Annotated in this window: 16 protein-coding genes, 1 tRNA gene and 2 pseudogenes; 15 read left to right on the top strand and 4 right to left on the bottom strand. The window is 61.8% G+C overall.

The genetic code is table 11. The annotated features are described in order from the left end of the window. Window positions 1–28: 28 nt before the first annotated feature. Window positions 29–1,176 (bottom strand): annotated as a pseudogene (locus LB528_RS15825) (porin). Window positions 1,177–1,537: 361 nt separating this feature from the next. Between LB528_RS15825 and LB528_RS30215 the strand changes: the two are divergent. The 4 genes and pseudogenes from LB528_RS30215 to LB528_RS15810 all read left to right on the top strand — a co-directional run bounded on the left by LB528_RS30215 (window position 1,538) and on the right by LB528_RS15810 (window position 3,526). After that, complete coding sequence (locus tag LB528_RS30215) at window positions 1,538–1,663, top strand: hypothetical protein (RefSeq protein ID WP_263483978.1); 126 nt, start codon at window positions 1,538–1,540, stop codon at window positions 1,661–1,663. Further along, a tRNA-Ser gene (locus tag LB528_RS15820) sits at window positions 1,625–1,715 on the top strand. Before LB528_RS30215 ends, LB528_RS15820 begins: the two co-directional genes overlap by 39 nt. 196 nt (window positions 1,716–1,911) lie before the next feature. Continuing rightward, a complete protein-coding gene (locus LB528_RS15815; protein ID WP_263483979.1) occupies window positions 1,912–2,190 on the top strand; it encodes a GIY-YIG nuclease family protein in 279 nt (92 codons plus the stop codon). A gap of 122 nt (window positions 2,191–2,312) precedes the next feature. Then, window positions 2,313–3,526 (top strand): annotated as a pseudogene (locus LB528_RS15810) (porin). A gap of 610 nt (window positions 3,527–4,136) precedes the next feature. Here the strand turns inward: LB528_RS15810 and LB528_RS15805 are convergent. Continuing rightward, window positions 4,137–5,816, bottom strand: coding sequence for a tetratricopeptide repeat-containing sulfotransferase family protein (locus LB528_RS15805; protein WP_224715456.1), 1,680 nt, complete (start codon window positions 5,814–5,816; stop codon window positions 4,137–4,139). Between the two features lie 181 nt (window positions 5,817–5,997). Here LB528_RS15805 and LB528_RS15800 point away from each other — a divergent pair, with 181 nt between their 5' ends. The 8 genes from LB528_RS15800 (at window position 5,998) to LB528_RS15765 (ending at window position 14,043) form a co-directional block, all read left to right on the top strand. Next, on the top strand, window positions 5,998–7,110 hold the full coding sequence (locus tag LB528_RS15800; protein ID WP_224715455.1) for a pyridoxal phosphate-dependent aminotransferase: 1,113 nt from the start codon (window positions 5,998–6,000) through the stop codon (window positions 7,108–7,110). Window positions 7,111–7,177: 67 nt separating this feature from the next. Next, complete coding sequence (locus LB528_RS15795; RefSeq protein ID WP_224715454.1) at window positions 7,178–7,459, top strand: acylphosphatase; 282 nt, start codon at window positions 7,178–7,180, stop codon at window positions 7,457–7,459. Window positions 7,460–7,541: 82 nt separating this feature from the next. Next, a complete protein-coding gene (locus tag LB528_RS15790; RefSeq protein ID WP_224512434.1) occupies window positions 7,542–8,183 on the top strand; it encodes a TetR/AcrR family transcriptional regulator in 642 nt (213 codons plus the stop codon). Between the two features lie 49 nt (window positions 8,184–8,232). After that, entirely contained in the window at window positions 8,233–9,396 is a 1,164-nt protein-coding gene (locus tag LB528_RS15785; RefSeq protein WP_224715453.1) for an isovaleryl-CoA dehydrogenase, read from the top strand. 1 nt (window position 9,397) lies between these two features. Next, window positions 9,398–11,005, top strand: a complete 1,608-nt coding sequence (locus LB528_RS15780; RefSeq protein ID WP_224512430.1) for a carboxyl transferase domain-containing protein — start codon at window positions 9,398–9,400, stop codon at window positions 11,003–11,005. Between the two features lie 2 nt (window positions 11,006–11,007). Continuing rightward, the gene (locus tag LB528_RS15775; protein WP_224715452.1) at window positions 11,008–11,538 is read left to right on the top strand and encodes an O-acetyl-ADP-ribose deacetylase; all 531 of its coding nucleotides are present in this window, start codon (window positions 11,008–11,010) and stop codon (window positions 11,536–11,538) included. 95 nt (window positions 11,539–11,633) lie between these two features. Beyond that, the gene (locus tag LB528_RS15770; protein WP_411962189.1) at window positions 11,634–12,032 is read left to right on the top strand and encodes a hypothetical protein; all 399 of its coding nucleotides are present in this window, start codon (window positions 11,634–11,636) and stop codon (window positions 12,030–12,032) included. 49 nt (window positions 12,033–12,081) lie between these two features. Beyond that, on the top strand, window positions 12,082–14,043 hold the full coding sequence (locus LB528_RS15765; protein ID WP_224715451.1) for an acetyl/propionyl/methylcrotonyl-CoA carboxylase subunit alpha: 1,962 nt from the start codon (window positions 12,082–12,084) through the stop codon (window positions 14,041–14,043). A gap of 125 nt (window positions 14,044–14,168) precedes the next feature. Here LB528_RS15765 and LB528_RS15760 read toward each other — a convergent pair whose 3' ends face one another. Next, the gene (locus tag LB528_RS15760; protein ID WP_224715450.1) at window positions 14,169–15,290 is read right to left on the bottom strand and encodes an ABC transporter substrate-binding protein; all 1,122 of its coding nucleotides are present in this window, start codon (window positions 15,288–15,290) and stop codon (window positions 14,169–14,171) included. Window positions 15,291–15,654: 364 nt separating this feature from the next. Next, window positions 15,655–15,921, bottom strand: coding sequence for a sel1 repeat family protein (locus LB528_RS15755; RefSeq protein WP_224512422.1), 267 nt, complete (start codon window positions 15,919–15,921; stop codon window positions 15,655–15,657). Between the two features lie 430 nt (window positions 15,922–16,351). Between LB528_RS15755 and LB528_RS15750 the strand changes: the two genes are divergently transcribed. From LB528_RS15750 to LB528_RS15745, 3 genes are all read left to right on the top strand, one after another. Beyond that, window positions 16,352–16,693 carry a DUF2147 domain-containing protein gene (locus tag LB528_RS15750; RefSeq protein ID WP_224715449.1) on the top strand — a complete coding sequence of 114 codons (342 nt, stop codon included), beginning with the start codon at window positions 16,352–16,354 and terminating at the stop codon, window positions 16,691–16,693. Window positions 16,694–16,888: 195 nt separating this feature from the next. Next, window positions 16,889–17,023 carry a hypothetical protein gene (locus LB528_RS30210; protein ID WP_263487296.1) on the top strand — a complete coding sequence of 45 codons (135 nt, stop codon included), beginning with the start codon at window positions 16,889–16,891 and terminating at the stop codon, window positions 17,021–17,023. Between the two features lie 60 nt (window positions 17,024–17,083). Continuing rightward, window positions 17,084–17,278: a hypothetical protein gene (locus LB528_RS15745; protein WP_224512383.1), complete on the top strand. Its 195-nt coding sequence runs from the start codon at window positions 17,084–17,086 to the stop codon at window positions 17,276–17,278. The last annotated feature ends 223 nt before the right edge of the window (window positions 17,279–17,501 follow it).

The following is a 17,501-nucleotide window of genomic DNA, read 5'->3' as shown; positions in this document are numbered from 1 at the left end:
CTGGATTTCACCTGTGCACGTCCAGCCCTTAGAAGTCGCGCTGGAAGCGGATCATGCCGCCGATGCCGTCGAACTTGCCATGATAGTCGCTGGCGGACGCATTGATGTAGTCGACTTCGCCAGTAACCGTGAAGCCAGGAACCAAGGTGTAGGCAACGTTGGCCGCGAGGCCAAACTTCTTGCCTTCGTCATACGACGCCTGGACGTTGAACGAGGCTTTCTCGTTGAACTTGTAAGAGCCACGCCCCAGACAGCCCAGTTGCCGTCCCAAAGCTTGAAGAAGTTGTGCCCCGACGGATTTGGCTGGAAGCCGCCAACGTTGAAATCCTCACCGCCGTAACCGCCCATGACGAACAGCGACAGTTCGTTGGTGGCATTCACGTCCAAGCGGACCTTACCAGCAAACTCTCCGAAGTTGCTGTCATAGGCTGCAACACCGGTGATGGCACCCCAGCCCTGTGTGTACTTCACGCCACCGACGACATGCGGCACATAGCTGTCGATAGTGTAGCTGCTAGAACCCTCTTCAAGCGAAACCACGGCCGAGAAGCCATTGCCTGCATCGAAGTAGTACTGAACGACGTTGGTGTCGAAGCTGCCATAAGGAACCAGCGTATCCTGGATGACGTTGCCGGCGTAGCCGATGAACGTGTCGAAAGCCGATTCGTCCTTACCGACGCGCAGGCCACCGAGCTGGATCCAGGCGAAGTTCAGTGAGACGCCCTTGTTGTAGGCGAAATTGTCCGTGCCACCGGGAATACTGACGCCATCGATACTGAAGGTGTGACCCAAGCCACCCTGGTTGCCGAAATTGAAGCGAGTCTCGGTGTAGGTCTTCAACGTGCCGAGTTCGGTTTCCTGGTCGGTCCAGGTCTTCAGCGTGAAGCGGGCATTCTTCTGCCAGGTGTGGTTGATATCGCCATCCTGCTTGTCGACGGTCGTCGCACCATCAAACGATTCATTGTCGCCGAAGCCGATGTCGTAGCGGACATAGCCACCGATGCGCAGGCAGGTTTCGGTGCCCGGGATGTAGAAGTAGCCGGCGCCGTACACGTCGCAGATCTTGACGTATTCGGCCGGTTCCGGCTCGGCGACGGTCACCGCGTCGGCGGCGCGAGCACCGGAAACTGCGATCAGGGCCGCAGCTGAGCCGAGAAGAAGGCTCTTGATGTTCATTTTCTGACCTCCAGTCAAAAGTTAAAAAACGGGTCTGGGTATTTTTGCTGAAGGACAGCGTTCCCTGCCCCATCCCCACTACCGAAAAAGATGCGCACCGCGCCGCTCCTTCGAAGCTGACATTACCCATGAGCCGGCGCCGTTCAACCACGATCGTATCGGCGCACGGGCTGTTCGGACGCTATCGCCGGGCGTTATTGCACAAATGACACGATTTGGCCTCACTCAGAAAGCTCTCGTTAACCATCGAGGGCCGCGCACCGGCTGAATCCCCCCGAATCCGGCAAAGGACCGACCGAAATGCGGCGGGCGGCTGAGTCGACCGCCAGGCGATTGCCGCAGAATCGCCACCTGAAGCGACATGAGCGCGAAAGTCCGCCGATTTTTCGCCGATTATCGCGCCGGCTTGTTGATTGTGCCCGCGCTTTTCTTTATCCAGCGGCGCGACGGAGAGGTGGCCGAGTGGTCGAAGGCGCTCCCCTGCTAAGGGAGTAGAGGTCAAAAGCTTCTCGTGGGTTCGAATCCCATCCTCTCCGCCATCCTGCTTCGCTCTCCGAGCTTCGCAGGACAAGCCCCAACGTTTGCGCGAAGCAGGATGGCGGAGAGGATGCCCTCCGAAGCCTTGGCGAAGGAGGGCCACAACGCTTCCACTTCGCTGACACGTTCCAACGCCGCTTCTGTCCGAGCTTCGCAGGACAAGCCCTAACGTTTACGCGAAGCAGGATGGCGGAGAGGATGCCCTCCAAAGCCTTGGCGAAGGAGGGCCGGGTGGTGTGGTACGTGTATCTGATTGAGAGCGAAGCCGCGGAGGGCGAGCGCTATATCGGCATCACGTCGGACCTGAAGCAACGACTTGTCGACCATAACTCCGGAAAATCCAATCACACTTCCAAGTTCCGGCCCTGGCGAGTCGTCACTTACGTCGCTTTCTCGGACCAAGCCAAAGCGACTTCTTTCGAGCGCTACCTCAAATCCGGATCCGCCCATGCGTTCGCCAACAAACGTTTTTGGTGAGATGGTCGCGGGCACATACTGAACTCATTTTTTCGAAAAAAAATCGTAGTAACAATGAGTTGACTCCCAAGCAGGTCGGACTGGCTCGTTTTTCCCGTCCGATTCTGACTGGAGGTCAGAAAATGAACATCAAGAGCCTTCTTCTCGGCTCAGCTGCGGCCCTCGTCGCAGTTTCCGGTGCTCGCGCCGCCGACGCGGTGACCGTCGCCGAGCCGGAACCGGCCGAATACGTCAAGATCTGCGACGTCTACGGCGCCGGCTACTTCTACATCCCGGGCACCGAAACCTGCCTGCGCATCGGTGGCTACATCCGCTACGATGCGGCTGGCGGCGATTTGGGCTCGTTCGACGGTGCTCGTGGCGCCGACGTCAGGACGGCGACAGCCAGGGTACCTGGAAGAAGAACGCCCGCTTCACGCTGAAGACCTGGACCGGTCAGGAAACCGAGCTCGGCACGTTGAAGACCTACACCGAGACCCGCTGGAACTTCGGCAACAGCAACAGCGACACGACCCCGTTTGTTAATGCCCCGGGTAACAGCACCTCGCTGAACTTTGCCTGGATCCAGCTCGGCGGCCTGCGCGTCGGTAAGGACGAATCGGCTTTCGATACCTTCGTCGGCTACGCCGGCAACGTCATCCAGGATACGCTGATCCCCTATGGCGGCTTCGACACCAACGTCGTGCAGTACTACTTCGATGCCGGCAACGGCTTCTCGGCGGTGGTCTCGCTCGAAGAAGGTGCGGGTGCGGGCACTCTTAGGGATCCTCTCGGCGTTGGTGCTGGTGCAGCCGCCAACTACGGCCACTACTACGGCGCAGGTGCGATCGACTCCTATGTGCCGCACATCGTCGGCGGCGTGAAGTGGACGCAGGGCTGGGGCGCGATCACCGGCGTCATCGCCTATGACAGCAACTATGAGGAAGTGTCCGGCAAGGTCCGCTTGGACGTGAATGTCAACGACGCCCTGTCGCTGTTCATCATGGCGGGCTACGGCACGGATGACAACCTCAGCGACACCACCTACTTGCACTATGCAGGCGGTCGCGGCTTCTACAAGCCGTGGGGCGGCAACTGGGCTGTGTGGGGCGGCCGTACCTACAAGTTCAACGAGAAGACCGCGTTCAACATCCAGGCCTCGGCTGACGATTGGAAGAACGTCGGCGTTGCCGCGAACGTCGCTTACACCGTTGTCCCGGGCTTCACGGTTACGGCCGAAGTCGACTACCTGCATGCAGGTCGCTTTGGCGATGCTGGTCCGGAGAACTTTGCCTTTACGCCGGCCACCAAGAAGAACAGCGTCGGCGGTATCCTCCGCTTCCAGCGCGACTTCTAAGACCAGATATTTCTGGAAGACGAGAGAACCCCGGCGGGCAGCCGCCGGGGTTTTTCTTTCTGTTTTCATGCATTGTGAGGTGCCAAACCGCTGGCGCAGTTTGGGTGTTGCATCAGCAATGTCGAAGGCGTCGTTTGGCATTCCACACCGTCGAAATGCAGCGTCGGTGAAGAGCTTCAACTCCGGCGGGAACAGCCCCTCTGACCCTCAGGGCAGTCGTATATGGCTTTGGGAGTTCGGACCACCCGGCATGTCTTGGCGTCATCCTCGGGCTTGTGTTGGCCTTCCGATAAACTCCATATGCGACTGCCCTACTCTAACCCTGCGCGACGTCTCTTCGCTTGGGAGCAGATCGAACACTCCCCAACGCGGTTGCCAATCGTCAACGTCGCAGCATCGAGGGTCGAAGCTTGCAGTCTCTCCACTTGTGAGGAAGACATCCACTCCAGCCTTCGCATTTGCCGAAGGACGGGCCACGGAGGGAGCGATCACCGCTGACCCGTATCGCGTGCTTCTCATTCCTCGAACTGGTCAAGGCAGCAGTGCCCAAGTCGTCAGAATATCTCGCATCGAGCAACTGGCTCGCCGCAGCCCGTTCCGGTGGCCGAAATCAAACGTCGGCGAGGTCGCCTAGTGCTTCGATCAGCGGTTTAATCTCGCCCTCAAAATTCTTCCAGCGCTTGACGGAGGATTTGTAGATCGGCTGACGAACCTGCCAGCGGCTGGGGGTGGTAACGGCCCCTTCCCTGTCGAAGAAACGAAGGCACGCATCATCCCAAGGCAGGCCGAGATAATCTATCAGCCGGCGCGACTGTGCCTCCTGGTCCTCCACAAGCGTCTCATAACGATTCTCGAAAATACGGCCTGGGAAAACCTCGTTCCAGTGACGCATCAAGCGGTCGTACTCGCGATAGTACAGGCCCAGCGCCTGCAGGTCGGTGTTATAGCTGTGTGCCGAGCTGAACGGCAGGACATAGCACGATACGCAGTTATCGATCGCATCGCGGCGACAGTGAATGATGCGCGCCTTGGGAAAGAGCAATGTGAGAAGGCCGATCAATTCGAAATTGTGCGGCATCTTATCTGTGATGCGCTGCGCCGTCGGAGCGCGCTCCCGCAGATAGGTAAGGTGCTCTTCCGCCAACGTCCTGGACAAGCCTTCGGTAATCGTCCCGATCGGCTTGTTGAAATCCGAGACAGAGGGTTGCAGGCCGATTGCATTCGCAACTCGTCTAAGCTTGCTCAACTCCCCGGCGCCATGAACCTCGGAATGACTGGCGCAGATCTGTTCGGTAAGCGTCGTTCCCGAGCGCGGCATGCCCACCACGAACACAGGCGCTTCGGAAGGATTGCCGTAGCCAGACCTTGCGGCAAACAGCTCCGGCGTGAAGGTTTCAATCGTCAGGTCTATGAATCGACGGTACTGATCGATGTCGAATTTGTAACCTTCCGCTTGCTTCGCCTTCTTGAAATGGTCGAAGGCTTCCGCATAGCGCTTGAGGTCGTTCTCCACCTTACCGGCGGCGTAGTTGAGGCTGGCTCTGGCCTCCGGCTTAAGCCCCGGACTGTTCAGCTCACGAAGGATCGCCTGGAGTTCGGCGGGCTCCTCCGTGAACTTTCGGGTTTGCACAAGGTCGTAGTAGGCGGCCGCCGCGTCGATGCCGCGTTCGATCGCCTCCTTGAGATAGGAAGCGGCCTCATCCATCCGCCCAAGACCGGTCAGCGCGGCCGCTATTCCGATCCGCGCCTTGGGATGGTCGCGGTTGATCTTCAGCGCCTTCTCGTACAATGGCAAAGCCAGGTCGGGTTTGTCGAACTGGGTGTAGACGCGCCCCAGGGCGCAAAGCGCCTCTATGAGATCGGGCTGCACTTCCAAGGCATACTGAATATGGTTGATCGCTGCCGAATATTCACTCAGCTTGGCATATGCCTCGCCGAGGCTAAGATGGTAGTAAGGGTTCTTAGGCTCCTCAGCGATCGCGCGTCCGAAATAGCGCAGCGCCGCCTCATCGTCGTAGCCGAGGCAAACGGTGCCCATGATGTAGAGAGCCAGCGGATGGTTTGGCGTTCGAGCCAGCACCTGGAAACATAGATCCTGCGCTTCATCGAGTCGTTTGGCTTGTTGACACTCATAGGCTTTCGCCAGCAAAGCGTCGTCGGCCTGTGCGCGGGCGAGCGAATTTGCCTGCTTGAGGCTCGGCAGAGGCGGGCTTGCCTGTGGCCATCTGGGTTTCGGCGCTGGGCCGGATTTCAAGTGTTTGGACCAGGCGGGCGGCAGACGATTGTTCATGGTGTCTGCTACCAAAAAGCGCGGGTGGAATCCAGTCCAAGCTCAACGCGCAGCCCATGCTTTCAGTGACGTTTGCGTCCTTCGCCCACGCGGGCAAGAACGCGTCCAGCGGTTTCAATCCAGCTTGCGCCCAATCAACCATCACGCTAGCAAGAACGCCATTTCCACGCGAGCCTGTGCCATGCTTCGTCGCCCCTCCCTCACGCCGATCATCGGCGCGCTTCCGACCACGGTGCCGTTCGTCGGCCCGGAGGCGCAGGAGCGCGAGCGCGGGCGGCCGTTCCGGGCCCGCATCGGCGCCAATGAAAGCAGTTTCGGGCCTTCGCCGCGCGTCATCGCGCGCATGGAGAGCGTCGCCCGCGACCAGTGGATGTATTGCGATCCCGACAATTACGAGCTGAAGGTGGCGGCCGCCGCGCATCACGGCGTGGCGATCGAAAACGTGGTCGTGGGCGAAGGCATCGACGGCCTGCTCGGCCTGGTGGCGCGCATGTATGTTGGCCCCGGCGATGCCGTGGTCACCTCGCTCGGTGCCTACCCGACCTTCAATTTCCATATCGCCGGCGTCGGCGGCCGCCTGGTGACGGTTCCCTATGCCAATGACAAAGAGGACCTGGACGGGCTTCTCGCCAAGGTCGCGAGCGAAAAGGCGCCGCTGGTCTATCTTTCGAACCCCGACAATCCGATGGGAAGCTGGTGGGAGGCGCCGGATGTCGTCCGCTTCATCGAAGCACTCCCGGAAACCACCATGCTGGTGCTCGACGAGGCCTATGGCGAGTTGGGGCCGGCCTCGGCGCTGCCGGCGATAGACGTCGCGCGGCCGAACGTCATCCGTATGCGCACCTTCTCCAAGGCTTACGGTCTGGCCGGCATACGCTGCGGCTACGCCGTGGCTGAGGCAGAGGTGATCCGCGACTTCGAGAAGATCCGCAATCACTACGGCGTCAGCCGCATGGCGCAGATCGCCGGCCTCGAGGCGCTGGCCGACCAGGATCACCTGCGCTCGGTGGTGACGCGCGTGGCGGCAGGCCGCGAGCGCATTTCAGCCATCGCCAGGCAGAACGATCTCAAGCCGTTGCCGTCGGCAACCAATTTCGTGACCATCGACTGCGGCAGCGATGGCGCCTTCGCGCTGAAAGTGATGCAGGGCCTCCTGTCGCGCGACGTGTTCATCCGCAAACCGATGGCGCCACGGCTCGACCGCTGCATTCGGGTCAGTGTCGGCCTCGACCATGAGCTCGACATCTTCGCCGAGGAGTTGCCGGGCGCGCTGGCTGCGGCGCAGGGGAACTGACCTAGTCCCCTGTTGCCTTTGCTTTTTGGTGTGCCAGATTCCGCCAAGTGCAACGCGGAGCACAGGCATGCAATGCGAACATAGGATCGTTCGGACGCGCATTTCCGGCACGGTGCAAGGTGTGAGCTACCGCGTCTGGGCGCGCGCAGAAGCGATACGTCTCGGGCTGACGGGTTGGGTGCGCAACGAACCTGACGGCTCGGTCACCGCGCTGATCGCCGGCGCCGATGCCGCCGTCACGGCGATGATCGAACGCCTGTGGCAAGGGCCGCGGGGCGCGCTCGTCTTGAAAGTCGAGATCGAGGAAGCGGCCGACGACGCGCCCACGGATTTCAAGATCATCGTCTAAGCCACTATCTTCCCCTCCAAGAGGAGATCAAAAGGCTTGAATTAATTGAACGTTCGTTTTATTAATTTCGCTGGAGGCGAACATGGCGCGCACCACAGGTTCCGACGGGGGAAAAACCGAAGCGGCCGTCCGCGAGGCGGCGGTCAGCCTGATCGCGCGCCTCGGCTACGAGGCGATGTCGATGCGGCAGCTGGCGGCGGAGGTCGGCGTGCAGGCGGCTGCGCTATATCGCTATTTCCCGACTAAGGAAGATCTGCTTTTCACCTTGATGCGAGAGCATATGGAAGGTCTTCTCAAGGCTTGGGCAACGGCGCGACCGGCGAGCGCAGATCCGGTCACCCGGCTTGCCGCTTATGTCGAGAACCACATCGCGTTCCACATCGAGCGGCGCCACGCCACCCATGTCTCCAACATGGAGTTGCGCAGCCTGTCGCATGAAAGGCTGACGCAGATCCTCAAGATGCGCACGGCCTATGAGAAGGAACTGCGCACGATCTTGCGCGACGGCACTGAGGCCGGCGCTTTCGAGATCGACGATACAGGCCTGACCGCTATGGCGCTGATCCAGATGATGACCGGCGTCATCGTCTGGTTCCGTCCGGGCGAACGGCTGTCGGTCGCTGAAGTCACGGCATCATATCTTTCGATGACAATGCGCCTGGTCGGCGCGACAATCAGCCATGGCACCGCGCGTCCTTTCGGGCGCGCCGCCGTGGCACTCTGATTGAGGCATGATCCCCGCGAAGACCGGGGCGTGCGCAGGGAGGAACGGCATGTACACGAATACGCTCAGCTTCGGATTGGATCCTGACATCGAGGCGCTGCGCGATACCGTGCGGCGCTTCGCCCAGGACAGGATCGCGCCGATCGCGGCGGAGATCGACCGCTCCAACGAGTTTCCCGCCCATCTGTGGGCCGAACTCGGCGGGCTCGGCCTGCTCGGCATCACCGCCGATCCGGACTTCGGCGGCAGCGGCATGGGCTATCTCGCGCACGTCGTCGCGATGGAGGAGATTTCGCGCGCGTCCGGCTCGGTCGGCCTCTCCTATGGCGCGCATTCAAACCTCTGCGTCAACCAGATCAATCGATGGGCCACGCCGGCGCAGAAGGAGAAGTATCTGCCTGCCCTTTGCTCGGGCGAGACGGTCGGCGCGCTGGCGATGTCGGAACCAGGCGCGGGCTCGGACGTGGTGTCGCTTCGCCTGCGCGCCGAAAAGCGCAACGACCGCTACGTGCTCAACGGTTCGAAAATGTGGATCACCAACGGCCCGGACGCCGCAACGATGGTGGTCTACGCAAAGACCGATCCGGAACGTCATGCGCGCGGCATCACCGCTTTCATCGTCGAAAAAGAAATGGCGGGCTTTTCGGTCGCGCAGAAACTCGACAAGCTCGGCATGCGCGGCTCCAACACCGGCGAGCTCGTCTTCGAGGATGTCGAGGTGCCGTTCGAGAACGTTCTGCATGAGGAAGGGCGCGGCGTCGAGGTGCTGATGTCGGGGCTCGACTATGAACGCGCGGTGCTGTCCGGGGGCCCGATCGGGCTGATGGCGGCCTGCCTCGACGTCGCTGTGCCTTACGTGCATGAGCGCAAGCAGTTCGGCCAGCCGATCGGTACGTTCCAGCTGGTCCAGGGCAAGCTCGCCGACATGTACTCGACGATGAATGCCGCGCGGGCATACGTCTACGCGGTTGCGGCCGCCTGTGACCGCAGCGAGACCTCGCGCAAGGACGCCGCCGGCTGTGTGCTGTTCGCCGCCGAGAAAGCGACGCAGATGGCGCTCGACGCCATCCAGCTGCTCGGCGGCAACGGCTACATCAACGACTATCCGACGGGGCGGCTGCTGCGCGATGCCAAGCTCTACGAGATCGGTGCCGGCACCAGCGAGATCCGCCGTTGGCTGATCGGCCGCGAGATCATGGCGGAGGGGGTTTAACGTGGCCACACTGCAAACCCAGATATCCTCCTCCTCCGAAACCTTCCGCGCCAATGCCGAGCGCATGCGCGCGCTGGTCGCCGACATCGCCGAGAAGGCTGCAAGCGTCGAGCGTGGCGGCTCCGATGAGGCGCGCGAACGGCACGTCTCACGCGGCAAGCTTTTGCCGCGCGAGCGGTTGGCGCAGTTGCTCGACGCCGGCTCGCCCTTCCTCGAGGTCGGCCAGTTCGCGGCGTGGTCGATGTATGGCGAGGACATTGCGTCGGCTGGCATCATCACCGGCGTCGGGCGCGTCGAGGGCACGGAAGTGATGGTCGTCGTCAACGACGCCACTGTGAAGGGCGGCACCTATTATCCGTTGACGGTGAAGAAGCATCTCAGGGCGCAGGAGATCGCGCTGCAGAACAATTTGCCCTGCGTCTATCTGGTCGACAGCGGCGGCGCCAATCTGCCGAACCAGGACGAGGTCTTCCCCGACCGCGAGCATTTCGGCCGCATCTTCTATAACCAGGCCAACATGTCGGCGGCCGGCATCCCGCAGATCGCCTGCGTGATGGGTTCCTGCACGGCGGGCGGCGCCTATGTGCCGGCGATGTCGGACGAGACGATCATGGTGCGCAACCAGGCGACCATTTTTCTCGGCGGCCCGCCGCTGGTGAAGGCCGCGACCGGCGAGGATGTCAGCGCCGAGGAGCTCGGCGGCGCCGATGTGCACACCAGGCTTTCCGGCGTCGCCGACCACTACGCCATGGACGACGAGCACGCCTTGGCCATTTGCCGGCGCATCGTCCGGAACCTGAATCGGAACAAGGCCCTAAGCCTGAATTTGCAGAAGCCGATTCAACCGCTTTACGATCCGGCCGAACTCTACGGCATCGTGCCGACGGATCTGCGCCAGCCCTATGACGTGCGCGAGGTGATTGCGCGGCTCGTCGACGGTTCGGAGTTCGACGAGTTCAAGCAGAACTACGGCACGACGTTGGTCACCGGCTTTGCCCATCTGCACGGCATGCCGGTCGGCATCATTGGCAACAACGGCGTGCTGTTTTCCGAAAGCGCGCTCAAGGGCGCTCATTTTATCGAGCTCTGCTGCCAGCGCGGCATTCCGCTGATCTTCCTGCAGAACATCACCGGCTTCATGGTCGGGCGAAAATACGAGGCCGGCGGCATCGCCAAGGACGGCGCCAAGCTGGTGATGGCGGTCGCCACCGCGAAGGTGCCGAAGCTCACGGTGATCATCGGCGGCTCGTTCGGCGCCGGCAATTACGGCATGTGCGGCCGCGCCTATTCACCCCGCTTCCTGTGGATGTGGCCCAACGCGCGCATCTCGGTGATGGGCGGAGAGCAGGCGGCCACCGTGCTTGCCATGGTCAAACGCGAAGGCATCGAGCGCAAGGGCGGTGAATGGAGCGCCGAGGAGGAGGCGAAGTTCAGGAAGCCGATCCTGATGAAATACGAGCATGAGGGCCACCCGCTCTATTCATCTGCGCGGCTCTGGGACGACGGCATCATCGATCCGGCCAAAACCCGCGACGTGCTGGCGCTCAGCCTCTCTGCCGCGCTTAATGCCGGGATTGAGGAGACGAAATTCGGCGTGTTCAGGATGTGACGATGGGTGCCCTCAGCGACAGAATCCGCATCCACACCGGCGATATCACCAAGCTCGCGGTCGACGCCATCGTCAATACCGCCAATTCCTCGCTGCTCGGAGGAGGCGGCGTGGATGGCGCCATTCATCGCGCGGCCGGGCCGGAGCTGGTCGCCGAATGCCGCACGCTTCACGGCTGCAAGACCGGCGACGCCAAGCTGACCAAAGCCTATCGCCTGCCGGCGCTTTACGTCATCCACACGGTCGGGCCGGTCTGGCAAGGCGGCGGCAAGGGCGAAGCCGAGCTGCTCGCCTCCTGTTACCGGCGTTCGCTCGAAATCGCGCGTGACCAAGACTGCCGGACGGTGGCATTTCCGGCGATCTCGACCGGTATTTACGGCTATCCGAAAGACCAGGCTACGGAGATCGCCGTCGGCACCGCAAGCGCCTTCCTGCGGGAAAACGCGATGCCGGATGTCATTACTTTCTGCTGCTTCGATGAGCAGACGGCGGAGGTTTACCGGCGGACCGTTGCTGATACAGGTGAAGGCTGAACTTATGGGCCAACCCATTCCTCAATGCAGGCAAATGCGAATTTCCAGACGCCTGCTGGCGCAGGCGAAAGATATTCGCTATTCCTCATCTTGCATTGGGCAAATGGGGTTGGGTGAAAATGATCTTGAAATATTGTCGGAAGCCGACTGTCTCGATACTTGCAGCATTTCTAATATTTTCTGTACCGGCCGCCGAGGCCGAATCACTGGCAGGCAAGATCGGCGACAAACGGTTTGCTCCGAATTTGTCGCTGGATCCAAAGGAAGCCTGCTACAAAGCCTATCTCGCCTACAAAGCGGCGGGCGGGCATTCGGCCTACGCGACGACCTTCTATTCGCGCGTCGTCGATCTTTACATCATCTGCGGCGCGAAACTCAACGCGCCGACCCAAAAGGCGGCGGAAGAGATCGCCTTGCGCAACTGCCAATACGGCCTGAAAAAGTGGAAGGTCAGAACCGCGAGCGGCGGCTGCGCCATCGCCGCTTCGAAATAGGCCGGCGCCTGGAGGACTGGTGCCGCCCGAAGCAAAACCGGGAGGCTTCATGTTCGGCAAGATCCTGATCGCCAATCGCGGCGAGATCGCCTGCCGCGTCATCCGCACCGCCCGCAGGCTCGGTGTGCGCACGGTCGCCGTCTATTCCGACGCGGATGCCCGCGCGCTCCATGTCGAGATGGCGGACGAGGCGGTGCATATCGGCCCCTCGCCCGTCGGCGAAAGCTATCTGCGCGGCGACAGGATCGTGGCGGCGGCGCTCGCCGCCGGCGCCGAGGCCATCCATCCCGGCTACGGCTTCCTGTCGGAAAACCCCGACTTCGTCGACCTGGTGGCGGCGGCAGGCCTTGTCTTCATCGGCCCGTCGGCCGCTTCGATCCGCGCCATGGGGTTGAAGGACGCCGCCAAGCGGCTGATGGAAAAGGCCGGCGTGCCGGTGGTGCCCGGCTATCACGGCGAAGCGCAGGAGATCGTGCTGCTTGCGTCCAAAGCCCGCGAGATCGGCTACCCCGTTCTGATCAAGGCGCGCGCCGGCGGCGGCGGCAAGGGCATGCGGCGCGTCGACCACCCCGACGATTTCTCCGAAGCACTGTCAGGCGCGCGGCGCGAAGCGAAAGCGGCGTTCGGCGACGATCGCGTGCTGGTGGAAAAATATGTCGACAAGCCGCGGCATATCGAAGTGCAGGTGTTCGGCGACAATTTCGGCAATGCGGTTCATCTTTTCGAACGCGACTGCTCGGCGCAGCGCCGCCACCAGAAGGTGATCGAGGAGGCGCCCGCCCCCGGCATGACGCCGGCGCTGCGCAAGGCGATGACGGAGGCGGCCGTGAAGGCCGCCAAGGCGATCAACTATTCGGGCGCCGGCACGATCGAGTTCATCGTCGATGCCTCCCAGGGGCTCAAGGCCGACCGCTTCTGGTTCATGGAGATGAACACACGGCTGCAGGTCGAGCACCCGGTCACCGAGATGGTGACCGGCGTAGATCTTGTCGAATGGCAGCTGCGCGTCGCGTCCGGCGAAGAGCTCCCTAAGACGCAGGATGAAATCACTCTATCGGGCCACGCTTTCGAGGCGCGCCTCTATGCCGAGGACGCCGCCAAAGGCTTCCTGCCGGCGACCGGCACCCTGCATCACCTCAAATTCCCCGATGTCGCGCCGGAAGGCGCTCAGATGCGCATCGAGACCGGCGTGCGCGCCGGCGATGCGATCTCGCCTTTCTACGATCCGATGATCGCCAAGCTGGTCGTGCACGGCAAGAACAGGGCCTCGGCGCTCAATGCCCTGCGCGAGATGCTGGCGCGGACCGAAGTGGCCGGCTCGACCGTGAACACCGCCTTCCTGGCCGCGCTCGCCGTCGATGCCGATTTCGCGGCCGGCGATGTCGATACCGGGTTGATCGGCCGGCACCAGGAGGCGCTCACCGCCATTCCCGCGCCGAGCGACGAGACTATCGCAGCCGCTGCGCTTGCTGCGACGGATGCCGGCGTGACCGGTCCCGCCGCCGATCCATGGTCCACGCTTTCAGGCTATGCGCATTTCCACACGCTCGTGCGCCGCATCCGCCTGTGTCATGGTGAGGAGAAGATCCTGGCCAGGGTTTCGGCACGGCCGGATGGTCGCTTCCAGGTGGCGCTGGAGGCGCCGCATGACGCCGTGAACACGCATGATCTGAGGACCATGCCGCATGCCGCCCGCTGGCCCGGCCATGTCACCGTTTTCGAAGGCGCGATCGGCTATACGTTCACGGTTCCGGATCCGCTGGCCAAGGCCGACGAGGCGGGAGCCGCCGCAGGCAGTCTGCGCGCGCCGATGCCCGGGCTGGTCAAGCTGGTGCGGGCCGCGGCAGGCGATGCGGTGATCAAAGGACAGCCGCTTCTGATCCTCGAGGCGATGAAGATGGAGCACACGATCGCAGCCCCGCATGACGGCGTGATCGCCGAGATCGCGGCCGAAGGCGCGCAGGTCAGCGACGGCACGGTGCTGGTGCGTTTCGAGGACGTGCAGGGCTGAGACGCCAGGTCACCTTGGGGCCAAACTGCTGGTGTGGGCGGCACAGCGCCAACTTCGCTTGACGAGCAAAGCTAAACGAAAATGGCCGGGGCGAGCCCGGCCATTTCCTCGCTTGCAGAACCGGCTTACGGCTTGATCGGTGCGTATTTGCCGTCGTGCCACTGGTTGATGTCGTAGCTGGCGTTCTTCAGGTCGCCCTTCTCGTCGAAGACGACGTCGCCGACAACGGTGCTGATCGGCTTGCCGTCCTTGAGCGCCTCGGCGACCTTGGCCGGATCGTCGGTGCCGGCGCGCTTGACGCCTTCGGCCACAGCCTGAATCACGGCATAGGAGAACAGCGTGAAGCCTTCAGGCGTGAAGCCGCCGGCCTTGATCTTGGCGACGGCGTCCTTCGCTTCGGGCTTGGCCTGCGGGTCAGACGGAAACACGAACAGGGTGCCTTCACCGGCCGGGCCGGCGACCTGCCAGAATTCCGGCGAAGCGATCGAGTCCGGCATGATCAGCTGGAACTTGACATTCTGCTCGGCCGCCTGCCTCAGGATGAGGCCCGCCTCGGGGTGATAGCCGCCGAAATAGACGACGTCGGCCTTGAGCCCCTTCAGCTTGGTGACGAGGGCCGAATAATCCTTCTCGCCGGCATTGATGCCTTCATAGTCGACCTCCTTGAGGCCGCCGGCATTCATCGTCGCCTTCACGGCGTCGGCAACGCCTTGGCCGTAGGCGCTCTTGTCGTGCAGGATCACGACGTTCTTGCCGGTATATTTCTTGGCGATCCACGGACCGATGAAGGCGCCCTGCGCATCGTCACGCGTGTAAAGGCGCATGATGGTCGGCCAGCCGGCCTTGGCTGCGGCGTCGGTCAGCACCGGGTTGGACGAGGCGGGGCTCATCATCAGCGTGCCGGCTTCGGCATAAACGGCCGAGGCCGGAATGCTCGAGCCCGAGCAGGCATGGCCGTCGACGAACTTGACGCCGTTGGCGACGATGCGGTTGGCCACCGAAACCGCCTGCTTCGGATCGCACTGGTCGTCCTCGATGTCGAGCTTGATCTTCGAGCCGTTGACGCCGCCGGCGGCATTGATGGCGTCGGCCGCAGCCTGCGCACCCTGCTTGAACTGGTCACCGATGGTGGCGAGCTGACCGGTCATCGGGCCGACCACCGAAATGGTGATGTCGTCGGCGAGGGCAACCGGAGCGCTCATCATCAGGCCAAATACGGCAGCGCTCAAAATACCCAATTTTTTCATGATATAAGAACTCCTCCACTTGAGCGCGGCGGCATGACCGCGCTTCTTCCACAGAGCCGGGACAATTTCACCCTTCGCGGAAACTGTCGAGAGGACAATTCGGAAGGTTTTGGTTCATTTCGGCTGGGATTGCTTGGGCCACGCGCATGATTACCATGCGTAATGCAAAAAGCCGTGCCGGCCTTGTTTCGGTCGGTCACGGCTTTTGCAGTCGAGCTCCCCAGACGCCCCCGCGCCTGAAACCCGCTCGCTTCCCTGTTTTGTCGCACGGCTGCGGTTCGTTGACCTGCCGCGTTCTTGATCTTGTCATCCGGCCGTCTATCGCGGCCTTGTCCTCCCGAACTTTCAGGCGCTGCCCGCAGGATCAGTGCATCGTCATCCATTCGCGGGCTTCGCGCAGCGCCGTGGCGATCTCGACCTTCGACATGGTGACCGATAGTTCCGAGCGCAGCTCGGCGGCGCGGACAGAACCCTTGATCGCGGCGATATTGAACCATTTGTGGGCGGCAACGACGTCGGTCTCGCAATCGCGGCCGGTCGCATACATCATGCCCAGTTCGAGAAGAATGTCGGCCTGGGCAGTTGCCCCCATGGCGCCGAAGCCGTCTTCAAGCATTTCAAAACGTGCCATTTCAATCCCCTGTCTGGCTCCCGAGAGCTGCCTCCTTTTTCCCGGTGTCCCTCGGGGCGGGCCGCTCTTTCGATGCTTTCGAGGATGACGGCTGGCCTTGAATCCGTCGTTAAATGACTTGCTTAATTTGAAGAAAACAAAGCTAAAACAAGAGGTAAACGCGAAAAACCGTTAAGCATGGGAATCCAGCGTTTCCGCCATTTTGCATCAAATTCGATGAAAATTGCCGCAAGCGGAATCAAGACTTCGCTAACCACGGAAACCGAAGCGTTTTTCCGGCCGCGTTTATTTCCAGCCGTCGGGGCGTCGAGAATCCTTCCAAGCTTACCTGGCGGCACCGCTTTTGTTTTGGCGGGAGCTGGATTAGCTTCCGTCAGCGTAAGGGGCAGATGGGCGGATCGAAGTCACCGCAATCCATTGGGAGGACAAGATGTTTCGAAAGATGAGCCTGGCCCTGGCGGCCACCTTGATCATGGCGGGTGCCGCGTGCGCCGACCCGATCGAAGGCAGTTGGAAGACGCAGTCCGGCGAGACGGCGACGATCGGCGGCGGCGGCTCTTTCTCCATCACGCTCAAGACCGGCAAATATGCTGGCAAGACGATCGGCTCGCTGAAGGCGACCGGCGACAACAAATATGCCGGCAACATCACCGACCCGGCGAACGACAAGACCTATTCCGGCAAGGCGACCCTTACAGGCACAACGCTCAAGATGAGCGGCTGCGTGCTCGGTGGCCTAATCTGCAAGAGCCAGACCTGGCATAAGCTCTGATCGCAAACTCCAGATGATCCGAACGGGGCCCGAACGGCCCCGTTTCTTTGGCGCGGCAACGCTCCGTCGGACCGACGGCGCGTCACCGGCGCCCGTTCAAACCCTCGTCAATCAATTTGAACCGCAGATGAATACCGGTCTCAGAACCGGTTCAGAGGCCGTCAGGCATTTTCTCCCGCATTGAAGGAGAGAGAAATGCTTGCCCGTCGCTTCACCATCGTCTGCCTGCTGATGAGCCTGTTCGGCATGCTCTTCGCCATTCTGGTGGCGGAGGCCGGTCATTCGACCCGCTCGTGGGAACGGCCGGCGCCTGCGTTGTCGGCGTCGTGAACCAATTCAAGCGCTGAAGCGACCAAGCTGAAGATCAAGTTGAAACGTGGACACCACCAAATGATCCGCATCGCCGCCATCGCAACCAATGCCCTTCGGCTGCTGCCGCGGGCGGCGCTCATCCTGATCCTGCTGGCAGCCCCGGTGCTGGCGGTGCCGATGATGCGGGCCGACACGAGCCACAGGATCGAGGCACCGGCGCACAAGAACACCACCGTAGGCTTTGTACTGCTGATCAGCCTGCAGCGCGGATAAGGTGTGTCGATAATTCCGGTGAGGCCGGCCTGCGAAAGGCGGCTTCCTGCGCCTCCGGTGCTCACGTACTGAAAGAACGCTCCACTCCGGTTCTCGGAATCCACCTTTCTCGACTCGGCCTGACCTGAATCTCGTCACACCTTGAATCGGAGCGATAACAAAAAATCTCCAGCTGGGTTGCGGTTCCTGTCCGCTCACCCCTCCCAAGCGCTCTTCCAAATCT

It is taken from the genome of Mesorhizobium sp. CA4 (genome assembly GCF_020165075.1).
In the GTDB taxonomy this organism is placed as follows: domain Bacteria; phylum Pseudomonadota; class Alphaproteobacteria; order Rhizobiales; family Rhizobiaceae; genus Mesorhizobium.
The sequence above is the reverse complement of the archived record's forward strand: the minus strand, read 5'-3'. Positions and strand labels throughout refer to the sequence as shown.